At 63.4% G+C, this 14459-nt stretch carries 14 protein-coding genes and 1 pseudogene; 7 read left to right on the forward strand and 8 right to left on the reverse strand.

Annotation, left to right across the window (positions count from 1 at the left end; all coding sequences use genetic code 11):
• Positions 1–246 precede the first annotated feature (246 nt).
• The 7 genes and pseudogenes from GUY40_RS27390 to GUY40_RS27420 form a co-directional block, all read right to left on the reverse strand.
• Positions 247–567, reverse strand: a complete 321-nt coding sequence (locus GUY40_RS27390) for a DUF6124 family protein (RefSeq protein WP_166572034.1) — start codon at positions 565–567, stop codon at positions 247–249.
• Positions 568–970: 403 nt separating this feature from the next.
• On the reverse strand, positions 971–2383 hold the full coding sequence (locus GUY40_RS27395) for an amino acid permease (protein WP_166572035.1): 1413 nt from the start codon (positions 2381–2383) through the stop codon (positions 971–973).
• 223 nt (positions 2384–2606) lie between these two features.
• Complete coding sequence (locus GUY40_RS27400; RefSeq protein ID WP_166572036.1) at positions 2607–4859, reverse strand: ATP-binding protein; 2253 nt, start codon at positions 4857–4859, stop codon at positions 2607–2609.
• Positions 4856–5626: an ABC transporter substrate-binding protein gene (locus tag GUY40_RS27405; RefSeq protein WP_166572037.1), complete on the reverse strand. Its 771-nt coding sequence runs from the start codon at positions 5624–5626 to the stop codon at positions 4856–4858. Before GUY40_RS27405 ends, GUY40_RS27400 begins: the two co-directional genes overlap by 4 nt.
• A gap of 5 nt (positions 5627–5631) precedes the next feature.
• On the reverse strand, positions 5632–6354 hold the full coding sequence (locus GUY40_RS27410) for a response regulator (RefSeq protein ID WP_166572038.1): 723 nt from the start codon (positions 6352–6354) through the stop codon (positions 5632–5634).
• Positions 6355–6467: 113 nt separating this feature from the next.
• Positions 6468–7115 carry a TetR family transcriptional regulator C-terminal domain-containing protein gene (locus GUY40_RS27415; RefSeq protein ID WP_166572039.1) on the reverse strand — a complete coding sequence of 216 codons (648 nt, stop codon included), beginning with the start codon at positions 7113–7115 and terminating at the stop codon, positions 6468–6470.
• 105 nt (positions 7116–7220) lie between these two features.
• Positions 7221–7304: pseudogene (locus GUY40_RS27420) on the reverse strand (class II aldolase/adducin family protein); the annotation flags it as partial.
• Positions 7305–7415: 111 nt separating this feature from the next.
• Between GUY40_RS27420 and GUY40_RS27425 the strand changes: the two are divergent.
• The 3 genes from GUY40_RS27425 to GUY40_RS27435 are packed head-to-tail and all read left to right on the forward strand — an operon-like array spanning position 7416 to position 10787.
• On the forward strand, positions 7416–9374 hold the full coding sequence (locus GUY40_RS27425) for an FAD-dependent oxidoreductase (RefSeq protein WP_166572040.1): 1959 nt from the start codon (positions 7416–7418) through the stop codon (positions 9372–9374).
• Positions 9375–9417: 43 nt separating this feature from the next.
• Positions 9418–10017: a helix-turn-helix domain-containing protein gene (locus GUY40_RS27430; protein WP_166572041.1), complete on the forward strand. Its 600-nt coding sequence runs from the start codon at positions 9418–9420 to the stop codon at positions 10015–10017.
• A 20-nt stretch (positions 10018–10037) separates the two neighbouring features.
• The gene (locus GUY40_RS27435; RefSeq protein ID WP_166572042.1) at positions 10038–10787 is read left to right on the forward strand and encodes an enoyl-CoA hydratase-related protein; all 750 of its coding nucleotides are present in this window, start codon (positions 10038–10040) and stop codon (positions 10785–10787) included.
• A gap of 73 nt (positions 10788–10860) precedes the next feature.
• On the opposite strand, the gene GUY40_RS27440 is transcribed toward GUY40_RS27435, so the two are convergent.
• Positions 10861–10998, reverse strand: a complete 138-nt coding sequence (locus GUY40_RS27440; RefSeq protein ID WP_166572043.1) for a hypothetical protein — start codon at positions 10996–10998, stop codon at positions 10861–10863.
• Between the two features lie 170 nt (positions 10999–11168).
• Here GUY40_RS27440 and GUY40_RS27445 point away from each other — a divergent pair, with 170 nt between their 5' ends.
• The 4 genes from GUY40_RS27445 to GUY40_RS27460 all read left to right on the forward strand — a co-directional run bounded on the left by GUY40_RS27445 (position 11169) and on the right by GUY40_RS27460 (position 14229).
• Complete coding sequence (locus GUY40_RS27445) at positions 11169–11918, forward strand: AraC family transcriptional regulator (protein ID WP_166572044.1); 750 nt, start codon at positions 11169–11171, stop codon at positions 11916–11918.
• Positions 11919–12212: 294 nt separating this feature from the next.
• Positions 12213–13106, forward strand: coding sequence for a DMT family transporter (locus GUY40_RS27450; protein WP_166572045.1), 894 nt, complete (start codon positions 12213–12215; stop codon positions 13104–13106).
• 262 nt (positions 13107–13368) lie between these two features.
• Positions 13369–13797 (forward strand): YciI family protein, encoded by a 429-nt coding sequence (locus GUY40_RS27455; RefSeq protein ID WP_166572046.1) that lies wholly within the window; start codon positions 13369–13371, stop codon positions 13795–13797.
• An 18-nt stretch (positions 13798–13815) separates the two neighbouring features.
• Positions 13816–14229 (forward strand): VOC family protein, encoded by a 414-nt coding sequence (locus GUY40_RS27460; RefSeq protein ID WP_166572047.1) that lies wholly within the window; start codon positions 13816–13818, stop codon positions 14227–14229.
• Positions 14230–14459 lie beyond the last annotated feature (230 nt).

Here is a 14459-nt window from a genome sequence, read left to right on the forward strand (position 1 = left end):
TGGCCGCGATGGGCTGCGAAGCGGCCCCGGCGATTCCGAAACCGCCCGCACTCCCAGGGCTTGTCGTAGATATCACCGGCCTCGGGGGCTGCTGCGCAGCCCATCGCGGCCAGGTCCGCTCCTACATGGATTTGAGCACCCCGCGCAGACTTGGCAGGGCATGGCTTTGGGTAGGAGCTTGCTCGCGATGCAGGCAACGCGGTGTATCAGAGACACCGCGGCGCCTGCAGCGCGGGTAGCGAGGTTTTAGAGCGCTCGGGCCTGGGCGGCCTTTTCTTGCTCGGCCTCCAGGTCATCGAGCAAGCCATCGATCAATGCCATGGCCATTTCGGCCGAATGCACCGCCGACCACAACATGCCACGGCCTTCGTCGTCGGTATGGCCGACGGCGTGCTGGGTGGTGGCGATGATGCATTTGATGTGCAGGGAGGCGTGGATCAGGGCGTCTTCGGCGGGGATGCCTTCGATGACGGCGAACAGCGGGCCGTGTGGGGCGTTGCAAGAGCCGAAGGGGGTTCTGCGGGTTTTGAGGGATTCAAGGGGTGGGTCGGGGATAGTTCTCTTCATCTATTTTCTCCAGATAAAGTTGCGATCCGTTCGTTTCCACACGATTGGGTGGCAACTGTGCGCAGGGTGGAAAACCGGGGAGAAAATAGAAGACCCGGCAGGACCAAAGTCCTCCCACGCACAGCTGCCATAAAGCGAAGCAAGCTAGCGCCTTCATATCTTCTAAATACACCCGGGTTTCCACACCCGACCGCTGAACATTCAGCGGCCGAAGAAGACTAGGGATCGAGCTTCCCAGGGACAAGGTCATGGCAGGCGACAGGTTTCGTAGGATATTTCTTTTGCCTGATGACCGGTGACAGGAATTCAGAAGCAGCACCAAAGAACTCTGAGATTGTTGTGTAGGGCTATTCGCGGACAAGCCAAGGCATGCCCGCGAATCTTCTCAAAGCCCATCCAAAACTCAGGCGGAAGGCACAGTTTCCCCCGCCCCACCCCGCCGCTTGCGCTGAATCACAAAATACGCCCCATAACACAGCGCCATAAACCCACCGCCCCAATACAGTGAAGGCCGCTGCGACGGATCGATCGCCAGAAACACAAACAACGAGCAGCACAGCGCAATGCACGCCAGCGGCAACCACGGGAAGAACGGCGCCGAGTATTTCAGGTCGCTGACCTTGCCGCCGTCACGGATGAACTCACGACGGAATCGGTACTGCGCCAGCGCAATAACGATCCAGGTCACCGTGCCGGCCATGCCGCTCACGGCCATCAGCACCATGAACAGCGTGTCGGCCGCGATGAAGCTGGTCAGCAGCGACAGCAGGGCAAAACACAGGGTGATGCTCAACGCCCGCAGCGGCACACCACGGGAACTCAAGGTCGTCAGGCTGCGTGGCGCCATGCCGGTTTTCGACATGGCCCAGAGGATTCGCGTCGAGGCGTAGAGGCCGGAGTTGCCCACCGAAAGGATCGCGGTCAGGATCACGAAGTTCATCAGGTCGGCCGCAAAAGGAATACCGACCATGTCGAACACCTGCACAAACGGGCTTTCCATCAGGCCGGCCTGTTGCCACGGCACAATCGCCGACAGCACGACAATCGCCAGCACGTAGAAGATCAGCACGCGGAACACCACGTTGCGCACGGCACGCGGGATGCTTTTTTCCGGCTGGTCGGTTTCACCGGCGGCAACCCCCATGATCTCGCAGCCCTGGAACGCGTAGACCACCGTCATCATGACCGCGAACACGGCCGAGAAGCCGTTGGGGAACAACGAGTCACCCAGCAGGTTGGAAAGCATCGGTGCAGGTGCGCCGCTGCTCAGCGGGATACCACCGAAGATCACCAGCACACCCACCACGATAAAGCCCAGGATCGCCGCCACCTTGATGCCCGAGAACCAGTATTCGGCCTCGCCGAAGGCGCGGGTGGCCAGGGCGTTGAGGCCGAACAGCACGCCGACGAACAACGCCGACCAGTACCAGATCGGTGTCTCGGGAAACCAGCGGGTCATCAGCATGCCGGCGGCGGTGAACTCAAGGCCCACGGTGGTGGCCCAGCTCATCCAGTACACCCAGCCAATCATGAACCCGGTCGCCGGGCCGATGTAGCGTGTGGCGTGAGCCTGGAACGAGCCGGACACCGGCATCTGCACCGACAGTTCACCCAGGCAGACCATCACCAGGTACATCAACAACCCCGCCACCAGGTAGGCCAGCACCGCACCGAACGGACCGCCCTGGTTGATGGTGACGCCCGAGCCCATGAACAGCCCGGTGCCGATGACGCCGCCCAGCGACAGCATGAAGATATGCCGGCTTTTCAGCGCCCGGGTCAGTTGGATGCCATCACGTGGCTTGGCTTCAGCCATGGAACACCTCCCGCGCAGCAGTGAGGTGAGGGACAGACGACGGGGTATCGTCATGAAGGAAAGGATCAGCGTTACGGCCTGTCATTATTATTATCTCCAATAAGCCTTGAAGACCGCCTCGGGGACGGTTGCAGACGATTATTGGAAAGCCATGTAAGGATGCGTTGATGGCTGAGATCAAAGATGTAAAAAAACGTAATAACTTTGTGCAGGCCCGATAGGCTCAGGCTTCCAGCAGATCCTGCAAAGCACTGCGAGACCCTTGCAACACGCTTGTGAAGGTGGCTGCGAGGGGTTTGAGCGCGGAAATATCATCGATCAGCGCCGCCGCCTCCAGCGTCTGCAAGACGTTTGCCAGGGCGCTGAACCCAAGCGAGGCGCAACTGCCGGCCAAGCGGTGCGCCAGATGCGCCACTTCCGCGCAATCACCTGCCTGCAAGGCGTCGAGCAGGGGCTGCTGATGTTCGGACAGCAAGCCGTCCAGCACACTCAGCAACCCCATCAGCTTTTGCTCGCCGAGCAAGCTGCGGTGAGTGTCCAACAACTGCCCATCGATCAGCCCATCCTCTTCAGCAGCCGACACCGGCGACGCCTCGCCCGCCAGCGCCTGACGCAGGTCTTCAAGACGAAACGGCTTGGCCAGCACCCCTTGCATGCCCGCCTGCAGATAGCCACTGACCGCCGTCGGCTGCACCCCGGCCGTGAGCGCAAAGATGCGCGACTGCCGATTGGGCCCGGGTTCGCTGCGCAGCTGCCGACACAACTCGACCCCGGAGCGCCCCGGCAGGTGCACGTCCAGCAGGATCAAATCGAAGCGCTCGACACGGCACTGCGCCAGCGCCGCCTCGGCATCTTCAGCCAGGTTCACGCGGTGACCATCACGGACCAACAGGCCGCTGACCACTTCGCGGTTCAAGGCCACATCTTCCACCACCAGCACCTTCAGTGCAGGCCCGGCGAGGGCTGTCGGCGCGGGGGCCCGCGACTCATCAGCGGCGGCCAGGGTCAACTCGAACCAGAAGCAACTGCCCTGCCCCACCTCACTGTCGACCCCGATCCGCCCGCCCAGGCGCTCCAGCAAGTGTTTGCAGATCGCCAGGCCCAAGCCGGTGCCGCCGTAACGACGGGCCACGTCCTCGCTGGCCTGGGTGAAGCGCTCGAAAATCCTTGCCTGCACCGCGTGCTCGATACCGATGCCGTCATCGCTGACACTGACTTGTATGCGCTGCCCCGTTTCGCTGCTGTCGAGCACATCGACCTCGACGCGGATCTCGCCGCCCTCGGTGAACTTGATGGCATTGGCCAACAGGTTGCTCAGCACCTGGCGCAGGAACTGCTCGGCACCGTGAACACGCGCCCACAGCTCAGGGTCGAAGCGCCAGTGCAGCACCGTGCCGTTGGCCCGGGCCTTGGGTTCCAACAAGGTGATGACTTCGTCGCAGAGCTGGCGCAACGAGAAATCCAGCGCTTGCGGATGGCTTTCCCCCTCCTCCAGGCGGGCGAAATCCAGCACCTCGTTGAGGATCGACAACAGGCCCTCGCCGGCCTTGCTCAAGGCCTGCAAGCGGCGGGCATCCAACTCGCCCAGGGGCGCATCGCGCAGCAGTTCGGCCATGCCGAGAATGCCGTTCAAGGGCGTGCGCAGTTCATGGCTCATGGTCGCCAGAAAGCGCGACTTGGCGAGGTTGGCGGCCTCGGCATCGTCCTTGGCCCGCAACAGGCTGGCAGTACGCCGCTCGACCTGGCGCTGCAGCTCGTCGCGCTTGTCCTGCAAGGCCAGGCGGTCTTCTTCGCGGCGGTCGATGTCGCTGAGGATCGCCCGGCGCATGTCATCCAGCGCATGGGCGACCGTGTCGATTTCATCCGCCGCAGCGCTGTTGCGCCGGGCCAGGCGCAGCGGTTCGTGCCACTCGCCCTCGGCGATGCGGCGGGCGAACTCGGCCATCACTTGCAGGTGCCGGGTCACCAGCCGATAGAACAGGCCAGACAGCACCACCGCCAGGCCGCAGAGAAACGCGCCCATCCATAACAGGCTGGTCAAGCCGGTGGCGTACAGGCGCCGATAAACCGCACCGAGGTCGACGCTGACTTCCAGTTCGCCCAACTCGCGCAGCTCACCGGTGGGTGGCTGGTAGTTCAAGGCAAAGCGTTCGATTCGCAGCGGCCCGACCGGCTCGGGCGTGCCTTGCAGCAACTGAAAGTCCGCGCTGCGCAAGCGCACCCGGGCGACATCGGGAAAGTCCACCAGACCGCGCATCTGCACGTTCAGCAACTCCTGATTGAGGTCCCAGAGGCTGCGGTCCAGGCTGGCCAGATAGCCGTCGCGGATCAGTTGCAGGCGCGCGTCGATATCGCGCATTTCCCGGCGGTATTCGATGTACAGCTGCACGCTGCTGGCCAGCACGGTAAAGCACAGGCTGAACAACAGGATGTACAGCAACAGGCGGCGCAGCAGGCCGCGGGGCACGGTCATCATCGCGCGTCCGCCGGCAGGTTGATCATGTCACGGTAGGTCACCTCGCTTTCATCCAGCCAACGCTGGATCTGGCCGCTGTCGACCAACTGCTGCAACTGCGCGTCGATCTCTGGCATCCGTTCGGCCAGCCCCGAGCGGCGCGACACCGCCAGGCGCAGGTAGTCCACGCTCAGCGCCTTGGGCAGTGCCTGGATGTCCGCCGCACCGGGCAAGTGTTCGACGTAAAGCAGGCCGGTGCGGCGCTCGTGGGTGATGAAGTCGATGCGGCCGCGAATCAGCTTGCCGAAATTCTGCTGGCTGCCGGCGACCCATTCGATATTGCCGTGACGGGCCACGAAGCGGTCGAAGTCCGGGCCATAGCTTTCACCAAACAGCAGGCCGCCGCGGTACTGGGCTAGATCGTCGAGGCGGTTGAATTGCACCGGGTGGCGACGGTTGACGAACACCGCCACCTCTTCGCGCAGCACCGGCACTTGGGAGAACTGCAGGCTCTGTTCACGCTCGGGCGAGCTGTAGGCGAGCACCACATCAACCCGCCCTTGCGCCGCATCGAGCAGGCAGCGCTGCCAGTTACCGAGCACCACGGTTTCTACCTGATAACCGAGCTTGCCGAACACGGCCTTGACCACGTTCGGCGCCACGCCGCGCACCTGGCTGCCATCGCTCCAGGAGATCGGCGGGTACACCGGGTAGTCGCAGTAGCGCACGGTCTGTGCCGCCGCTGCCTGGCCACCCAAGAGCACCATTAACACAGCCAGCCAGCGCATGGCGCTCAGGCCGCCGCCACGCTGGCGCTGAACAAATAGCCGGCGCCGTGGATGGTGATGATCAGCTGTGGTTCGGCCGGGTCGTCGTGCAGCTTGCGGCGCAGGCGGCCGACCAGCACGTCGATGGAGCGGTCGTTGGGCACCCATTCGCGGTTGCGGATCTGGTCCATCAATTGGTCGCGGCTCAGGGTGTGGCCGCTGTTGCGCAGGAACACGCAGAGCAGCTGGTATTCGCCATGGGTCAGCAAGGTTTCGCCGCCGTCACGGTCAATCAGGCGACGCCGGTCGGTGTCCAGCGCCCAATGGGAAAAGTGCTTGAGCGACTGGCGTTGCGCCGGGGCGGCCGGCACCTGGGTTTGCGCATGGCGAACCCGGCGGATCAGGTTTTTGGCGCGCGACACCAGCTCGCGGGGGTTCAGGGGTTTGATCACGTAATCGTCGGCGCCGCATTCAAGGCCGACAATCCGGTCGATGTCGTCATTGCGACCGGTGATGAGGATGATGCCGACTTCCGAGCGCACTCGCAGCTCGCGGGTCAAGGTCAGGCCGTCCTTGCCGGGCAAGCGGATGTCGAGCATTACCAGGTCGACCGGCGAGCTCGCCAAATGCACTTCGGCCTGCTCTGCGGTGGTGGCGCAGTGCACGTCGTAGCCTTCCTGTTGCAGGTAATTGTGAAGAAGTTCGCGAATCAGCGGATCGTCATCGACGATCAGTACCCGAGGAGTCATCGCTTGGTGTCCTGCCAGTGCCGCCGAGCGCAAGGCCGGGGCCGTTTCTTATTAGAGGGGTTGCCTGCGGTCGGGACCGCGCCGAGGCAGAGTAGCCATTGCTGAACGGCCGATCAACAGTTGTTGGTCGACTCGCAGAAGCGCTTGTGCCCGCCGGCTTGCAGGCCGTCCACCCAGGCTTCGCAAATCTGGATGCCCTGGGCGGGCGAGAAGGTCCCCGGGTTCAGGCCCGACTCCAGCCACAAGCCGTCGAGCAAGGCGCTCAGGCTGATGGCGGCCAATTCCGCGTCAAAGGCTTGCCAGCCCTCTTCGGCTGCCAACTCGATCAGCACATCGCGCAGCACCGCGCGGTATTCGCCATAGGAATGCTCGTGGGCCTGGTTGATGGCCTCGGCGGTTTTCACCGCACCCCAGAAGGCCAGCCAGGCGTCGAGCAGTTGCGGGTCGAGCAGTTCGGGGCAAAACGAGCCGTTGAAAAATGCCGACAGTCGCGGGCGGGCGCCGGGCGGTGCGGCCTCGACCGCGCCACGCAACAGGCCGAGCACGCGACCGGTGATCGACAGGTAGGCCTCGGCGACCAACTCGTCCTTGCCGCAATAGTGGTGATTGATCAGCCCCACCGAAACCCCGGCCTGGGCGCTGATCTTGCGAATCGAGGCGCCCTGGAAGCCGTAGAGCTTGAGGCAGGTCAGGGTCGCCTCGATCAGGTTGGCCTTGCGCAACTCCGGCTCCAGCCGGGAAAAACGAGCTTCCTGGGTCATGCATGGCCTCTGCTGTTGTCGGTCTTCGTCAGCCCGGGCCAGGTATCCGCGACCGGGCGCCTGGGCGTGCGTTGAACGAATGTACAGCAAGTAGGGGGCGCGGCGTCAATCGCGATAGCCCGGTGCTACCCGGTCGACCCGCCGCAGCAGCGCCGCCCAGGCCAGTTGCAGGGCGTCCGGATCGGTCAGTGTGGCCAGATGTTCCGGCATCAAAGTTAAAAAACAAGTTGATTTTTAACTGAGGGTAAATTTTTATAGGGAAAACAAAAACCGCCCGCAACGGGCAAAAGGAGCTTGTCCATGTCGTCGCCCACTGCTTTCGCGCACCTGTTCGAACCGTTGCAGATCCGTGGCAAGCGCCTGAAAAACCGCATCATGTCCAGCGGCCACGACACCTCCATGCCCACCGACAATCGGGTTAACGAGCCGCTGATCGCCTATCACCAGGCGCGGGCCGAAGGCGGCGTTGGCCTGATTGTGTTGCAGGTGGCCGGCGTACACGACAGCGCCCGCTACACCTCCCATGTGCTGATGGCCACCGATGATCGCTGCATCGACGGTTACCGAACCCTCGCCGACGCCTGCCACGCTCACGGCACGCTGGTGTTCTCGCAATTGTTCCATCCGGGCCGGGAAATCATGGAGTCCGCCGACGGGCTGCTCAGCGTCGCCTATTCGGCCTCGGCCGTGCCCAACGAACGCTTTCGCGTCATGCCCCGGGCGCTGGACCAGGCCACGCTGGATGCAATAGTCGCAGGCTACGGCGCCGCCGCCCGGCGTCTGCACCAGGCCGGGCTGGACGGTGTCGAAATCGTCGCCAGCCACGGCTATTTGCCGGCCCAGTTCATCAATCCGCGCGTCAACCAGCGCACCGACGGCTACAACGGCGACCTGGAGCAGCGCTTGAGATTCTTGCGCGAAGTGATTGCGGCGGTGCGCGCAGCCACGAGCGAGGACTTTATCGTCGGCCTGCGGATTTCTGCCGATGAGCGCGACGACCAGGGCCTGAGCGAAGATGAATCGCTGGCCGCGGCCCAGGCCTTGCAAACCGAACTGGACTACCTGCATATCGTCGCCGGCACTTCGGCCTCGCTGGGTGGCGCGGTGCATATCGTCCCGCCCATGGCGATCGAAGCGGCTTACCTGGCCAAGAACGCCGGCACCTTCAAGGCCGCGCTGAACATCCCGCTGTTCGTCACCGGCCGCATCAACCAGCCTCAGGAGGCCGAGTTGATGCTCGCCCGTGGTCAGGCCGATGTCTGCGGCATGACCCGGGCGCTGATCTGCGACCCGCGCATGCCGGTCAAAACTTCAACCGGTGACGTTGAAAACGTGCGGGCCTGCATCGCCTGCAATCAGGCCTGTATCGGCCACTTTCACAAGGGCCTGCCGATCTCCTGCATTCAGCACCCCGAGACCGGGCGCGAGCTGCGCTATGGCGCGCAGCAACCGGCGATTCGACGCAAGCGCGTGCTGGTCGCCGGCGGTGGCCCGGCCGGCATGAAAGCCGCCGCCGTCGCGGCCCGGCGCGGCCATGAGGTGACCTTGTGTGAAGCCGCTGCCCAGCTGGGTGGCCAAGTGCTGCTGGCGCAGTTGCTGCCACGCCGGGCCGAGTTCGGCGGCGCCAGCACCAATCTGCAACGGGAGATGGAACTGGCGGGGGTGCGCGTGCTGCGCAACACCCGGGTCGACCGGGCGCTGGTCGAGCGCGAGAAACCGGACTGCGTGATCGTCGCTACCGGCGCTGTACCTTACTGGCCGGCGTTCGAGCGCGGCGGCGAGTTGCAAGTGGTCGACGCCTGGCAGGTGCTGCGCGACGAGGTGCCACTGGGCCGTTCGGTGCTGGTCTTCGACTGGCGCTGCGACTGGATCGGCCCGGGCATAGCCGAACGCCTGCTGCGCGCCGGGCATCAGGTGCAACTGGCGGTCAACGGCACCCACTGCGGGGAAAACCTGCCGCTGTACGTGCGTGACCAACTGGCCGGCGAACTGCACCGGCTGGGCTTGCCCATCACGCCTTACGCGCGGCTGTTCGGCTGCGATGACAACACCGTCTACCTGCAACACACCGCCAGCGGCGTGCCGATGCTGTTCGAGGGCATCGACACACTGGTGCTGTGCAACGGCCATCAGCCGGTAGACACCCTGGCCGACCAGCTGCAAGGCCTGACCGAGGTGCGGCGCATCGGCGATTGCCTGGCACCGCGCACCGCCGAGGAAGCGATATTCGAAGGCCTGCAAGTCGCCTGGGCGCTCTGAGGTTGTTTATACTCCGACGCTTTGCTGCGGATCAGAGCTGCTTATGATTTCTCGCCATATTCCCGCGGCGCCTGCCGCCGATGCCGCGCAGACGCACTTTCTCGGCACCCGCATTCGCGGCCTGCGCAAGCGCCGCGGCCTGACCCTGACCGAGCTTGCCGAACGCTGCGAGCTCACGGCGGGCTACATCAGCCAGCTGGAGCGCAACCTCGCCTACCCTTCCATTGCGGCGCTGTTCAATATCGCCCGCAGCCTGGGCGTGACCATCCAGTGGTTTTTCGCCAGCGAAACCAATAGCGACCCCGAAGACAACGGCTATGTGGTGCGCAAGAACAGCCGCATGGCGATCCATTACGAAGACGGCATGGTCGACCACTTGTTGACCCCGCAACCCAATCGCCAGCTGGAGATACTCCATTCGAGGTTTCCCCCCGGCACTTATAGCCACGAGAATTACAGCCACGAAGGCGAGGAAGCCGGTTACCTGCTCAGTGGGCGCTTTGAACTCTGGGTGGGCGAGCGGCATTTCCTGCTGGACGAAGGTGACAGTTTCAGCTTCTCAAGCCAGGAACCGCACCGCTATGGAAACCCCGGCGAGGTCGATGCCGTGGTGATCTGGGTGATCACCCCGCCGACCTTCTGACAACTCCCACAGGGCCTCTTATGAACAACCTGATCCAACAAGAACAACACGCTGGTCTGCTCACCCTCACCCTCAACCGCCCGGACAAGCTCAATGCCCTGAGCAATGCCATGTACGACCGGCTCGCCGACCTGTTTTTCGCCGCCGCCGAAGACGACAGCGTGCAGGCCATCCTCCTCACCGGTGGCGAACAGTGCTTCACCGCTGGCAACGACTTGCAGGACTTTCTCGACAGCCCGCCCAAGGACATGGACAGCCCGGCCTTTCGCCTGATGCGCGCCGTGGTGGCCCTGGACAAGCCGCTGATCGCCGCGGTGTGCGGCGCCGCCATCGGCATTGGCACCACCGTGCTGTTGCATTGCGATCAGGTGCTGGTGACCCGCACCGCCAAACTGCGCATGCCCTTCGTCAACCTCGGCCTGTGCCCGGAATTCGGCGCCAGCCTGCTGCTGCCTCAGCTGCTCGGCCAAGCGCGAGCGGCTCGCTTGTTGCTCTGGGGTGATGGCTTGTCGGGTGCGCAGGCGGTGGAATGGGGGCTGGCCAACCAGGCTTTCGAGACCGGCGCCGAGTGCCTGCAAGCGGCTCGCGAGGCAGCGCAACGGGTGATGGCGCTGCCTCAGGCGTCGGTGCGGATCAGCAAGCGATTGATGAAGGCGCCGCAGCAGGCGGTCCTGGAGGAAACGCTGCGCAGGGAGAATCAGTTGTTTGTGGAGCGGTTGAATACGCCGGAGGCGAAAGGGATTTTGAAGGGGTTGTTGGCTAAGTCTTGAGCCGAAGTAACCCTCTCCCCAGGGAGAGGGTTAGGGTGAGGGGAAACGGCCACAACCGATCCCCAGTCCACTCTCACTCCTCCTCTTCCTCCTCTTCCTCGTCAAACCCATAACCCATTTTCGTCCGCAGATCGTACTCGCCCAGGCAGCAATGGCCCGTTTGCGATCCATCTTCCTCAGGTGACTTCAAGATTTCCAACTCTTCACTCATAAGCTCACTCCTGGGCTGTGACTGATAATTTCCAGCCTAGACCATACAGTCACAAATGCAGGCCATTCGTCCGACCGGTACTGAAAACCTCCTCGCAAGCTTGCTGGTCATGCTGGAGTCGTTTGGGGTTACACTGTGGGCCTTGGAAAATTGCGGACTTTTCCACTGAAATGAATCACACCTTCACTCAACAGCCTCTCTCGCTGTCCTTGCGTACCTACTCTGGCGAGGTGCAACAGCACGATCATTCGTTTCACCAGATCGTGCTGCCCCAGGCGGGCACCCTGGACCTGGAAGTAGAAGGGCACGGCGGGCGGGTGGATGCGCAACAGGGCGTGGTCATTCCGGCCGGCAGTACGCATGCCTTCCTGGCCGAACACGCCAACCGCTTTCTGGTACTGGATATCGGTCATGGCGCCCTTGAGGGCGATCACCAGCGGCTGGCGGATCAGGGGTTCTTCACGATCAGCCCGGCACTGCGTCACCTGCTCGATTTCGCCGCGTCCAGTCCAGGGCAACTGGCGGGTGACGTGGGGCTGGTGGGGGCCTGGAGCCAGCTATTACTGAGTTCACTGCTGGGCGCCCCGCAAGCACCGATGCGCCGAGCGCGGCAATGCGTGGCGCGCGCCCAGGCCTATATCGACCGGCACCTTGACGAACCGCTCAGCGCCCAACGCATCGCCCGCGCCTGCGGCACCAGCGAGCGGCAGTTGTATGTGCTGTTCAATGCAGAGCTTGGCTGTACGCCGCGCGCCTGGTTGTCCCGGCGGCGTCTGGACAAGGCCATGGCGCTGCTGGGCAGCTCGGAACTGTCAATCACCGAAGTGGCGCACCGGGTGGGCTATGCCGATCACAGTGCCCTGAACCATGCACTGAAAAAGGCCGGCTATCCGTCGCCAAGTGCGCTGCGCAAGAGTTAAGGAATCGCAACTCTAATGATGTAGGAGCGGACCTGGCCGCGATGGGCCGCGCAGCGGCCCCTTGGGCCTGTGACATCTGCGACTCAGCTTGCGAGTGCCGGCGGTTTCAGAATCGCCGGGGCCGCTTCGCAGCCCATCGCGGCCGGGTCCGCTCCTACAGGTGTTGCGGCTTGCCCGCGAATGCTTCACCGCCGATCTGCAGGTGTAAACACATTCCCTGCAGGATTGATCAAGACACCCTCAAGCAGCAGCCCTACCCTTGGCGCTCCAGACAATACCTTCAGGAGCGGCCAGATGGCCCAGGCGGCGCTGCACTCATCCACTTCACAAAACAGCCTTTATGCGACCGCCATCGGTGTCATTGCCGTGCTGCTCTGGTCGTGCCTGGCGCTGTTGACCACCCTCACCGAAGGCATTCCCGCCTTCCAGTTGCTGGCCTTGAGTTTCGCGGTCGCGTTCATGGCCAGTGTCGGTGTGATCGGTTGTCGCGGCGTGGAAGGTTTTAAACAATGGCGTCAGCCCTGGGCCGTGTGGGTCACCGGTTTCGGCGGCATCTTCGCTTACCACGCCCTGTACTTTTACGCCCTCAAGGTCGCACCGGCCGCCCAGGCCAGCCTGATCGCCTACCTGTGGCCGCTGCTGATCGTGTTGCTCTCGGCACTGGCAGCGCGTCAGGGCCTGCAATGGCGGCAAGTGCTCGGTGCCTTGCTGGGGCTGGCCGGCACGGCGTTTATCCTGCAACAACGCAACGAAGCGCAGCTGCTGCAAACACCGTGGCTCGGCTATGCCGCCGCCTTCGGCTGCGCGTTGGTGTGGTCGAGCTACTCGGTGATCAATCGCCGTTTCAGAGGCGTTTCCAGTAACGTGATCGGCGCGATCTGCGGGCTGGTCACGGTGGCAGGCGGGGTCTGTCACGGCCTGTTCGAAACCTGGGTGCCACCGACCGCCCCCCAGTGGGCGGCCATCGTCGGCCTCGGACTGGGGCCGGTGGGCCTGGCGTTTTTCGCCTGGGACCACGCCACCAAGCACGGTAGCCTGGGGATGCTCGGCGCCCTCTCCTACCTCGCGCCGCTGGTCTCGACCCTGCTGCTGATCGCCGTCGGCGCCAGCCCTGCCAACCCGATGCTGCTGATCGCTGCCGGGCTGATCATTGCAGGGGCGGCACTGGCCACGTTGCGGACACGGTGACCCGGCTACTTCAACCCAAGCCGCCGCCGCATGTCGGCGGTGATCGATTGCCGGGTTTTACCAAGCTGCGCCCAGGGGTCTTCAGGGAGCGCGTCCAGACGCTCGAAGAGAGTTGAACTTGTCGCCGTCGATGCGGGCCATGATCCGGTAACCGTCGAACTTGACCTTCTGCATGGCAGCGCAACCTTCTGATCGGACGGTCGGAAGTGCCCGGCATTGGCGCTCGACTAGACTGGTTGTCTCACTCAACGGAGAGACAACGATGCGTTGCATGGTAATTGTCAAGGCCACCAGGGATTCCGAAACCGGCGTGATGCCCAGCCAAGCGCTGCTGACGGCGATGGGTCAGTACAACGAAGAGCTGGTGAAGGCCGGCATCATGCAGGCCGGCGAAGGTCTGCACCCCACCGGCAAAGGCGTGCGCGTGCGGTTTGACGGGACCGCCCGCGAGGTGGTCCCCGGCCCTTTCACCCCCACCGATCAGCAGATCGCCGGGTTCTGGCTGTTCAAGGTGGACTCGCTGGAGCACGCCATCGAGTGGGTCAAACGTTGCCCGCCGCCGTTTGAGTCCGCCTGCGAGATCGAGATTCGCCCTGTGTTCGAAGCCGAAGATTTCGGCGAGGAATTCACCCCCGAACTGCGCGAGCAAGAAGACCGGCTACGGGCGCAGATGGCCGATAAAAACGAGTAAGTACTTCTGGAGCTGAGCATGAAAATCAATCCATACCTGATCTTCAACGGCGATTGCAAAGACGCCTTCACCTTTTACGCCCAGGCGCTGCAGGGCAAGCTTGAAGTGATGACCACCTTTGGCGATACCCCGGCCCGGGATCATACGCCAGCGCAATTCCACAGCCTCATCATCCATACCCGCCTGGAGGTCGGCGATCAGGCGTTGATGGGCTCGGATACCACACCGGACCGAGCGACCGACGGATTTCAGGGCTTTTCCGTGGCGCTGCAAGTGAACAGCATTGCCGAAGCCGAGCGCGTGTTTGCCGCGCTGGCTGCCAAGGGCACGATCCAGATGCCGCTGGAACAGACCTTCTGGGCGGTGCGCTTTGGCATGCTGACGGACCATTTCGGGGTGTCGTGGATGGTCAATTGCGAGCAGGAGGGTTGAGCGACCTGAGACAGAGCCCAATTTCTGGAGACACACCGATGTTGAGCGAGACTGTAGGAGCAAGGCTTGCCTCAATGCCAGTCAGTTAAGGGATGAACCGCCGAAATCCATGTAGGAGCGGACCTGGCCGCGATGGGCCGCGAAGCGGCCCCGGCGATTCTGAAATCACCTGCACTCGCTGGCTCAATCACAGATGCCAATGGCCTCCGGGGCCGCTGCGCGGCCCATCG

It is taken from the genome of Pseudomonas sp. R5(2019), from assembly GCF_009905435.1.
Classification (GTDB): Bacteria; Pseudomonadota; Gammaproteobacteria; order Pseudomonadales; family Pseudomonadaceae; genus Aquipseudomonas.

Bases quoted from the DNA above. Each gene is read 5' to 3' on its own strand.
- GUY40_RS27440 (WP_166572043.1), bottom strand. From the start codon at position 10,998: ATGAGTGAAGAGTTGGAAATCTTGAAGTCACCTGAGGAAGATGGATCG.
- GUY40_RS27450 (WP_166572045.1), top strand. From the start codon at position 12,213: ATGGCCCAGGCGGCGCTGCACTCATCCACTTCACAAAACAGCCTTTAT.
- GUY40_RS27410 (WP_166572038.1), bottom strand. From the start codon at position 6,354: ATGACTCCTCGGGTACTGATCGTCGATGACGATCCGCTGATTCGCGAA.
- GUY40_RS27460 (WP_166572047.1), top strand. From the start codon at position 13,816: ATGAAAATCAATCCATACCTGATCTTCAACGGCGATTGCAAAGACGCC.
- GUY40_RS27390 (WP_166572034.1), bottom strand. From the start codon at position 567: ATGAAGAGAACTATCCCCGACCCACCCCTTGAATCCCTCAAAACCCGC.
- GUY40_RS27400 (WP_166572036.1), bottom strand. From the start codon at position 4,859: ATGATGACCGTGCCCCGCGGCCTGCTGCGCCGCCTGTTGCTGTACATC.
- GUY40_RS27415 (WP_166572039.1), bottom strand. From the start codon at position 7,115: ATGACCCAGGAAGCTCGTTTTTCCCGGCTGGAGCCGGAGTTGCGCAAG.
- GUY40_RS27395 (WP_166572035.1), bottom strand. From the start codon at position 2,383: ATGGCTGAAGCCAAGCCACGTGATGGCATCCAACTGACCCGGGCGCTG.
- GUY40_RS27435 (WP_166572042.1), top strand. From the start codon at position 10,038: ATGAACAACCTGATCCAACAAGAACAACACGCTGGTCTGCTCACCCTC.
- GUY40_RS27430 (WP_166572041.1), top strand. From the start codon at position 9,418: ATGATTTCTCGCCATATTCCCGCGGCGCCTGCCGCCGATGCCGCGCAG.
- GUY40_RS27405 (WP_166572037.1), bottom strand. From the start codon at position 5,626: ATGCGCTGGCTGGCTGTGTTAATGGTGCTCTTGGGTGGCCAGGCAGCG.
- GUY40_RS27455 (WP_166572046.1), top strand. From the start codon at position 13,369: ATGCGTTGCATGGTAATTGTCAAGGCCACCAGGGATTCCGAAACCGGC.
- GUY40_RS27425 (WP_166572040.1), top strand. From the start codon at position 7,416: ATGTCGTCGCCCACTGCTTTCGCGCACCTGTTCGAACCGTTGCAGATC.
- GUY40_RS27445 (WP_166572044.1), top strand. From the start codon at position 11,169: ATGAATCACACCTTCACTCAACAGCCTCTCTCGCTGTCCTTGCGTACC.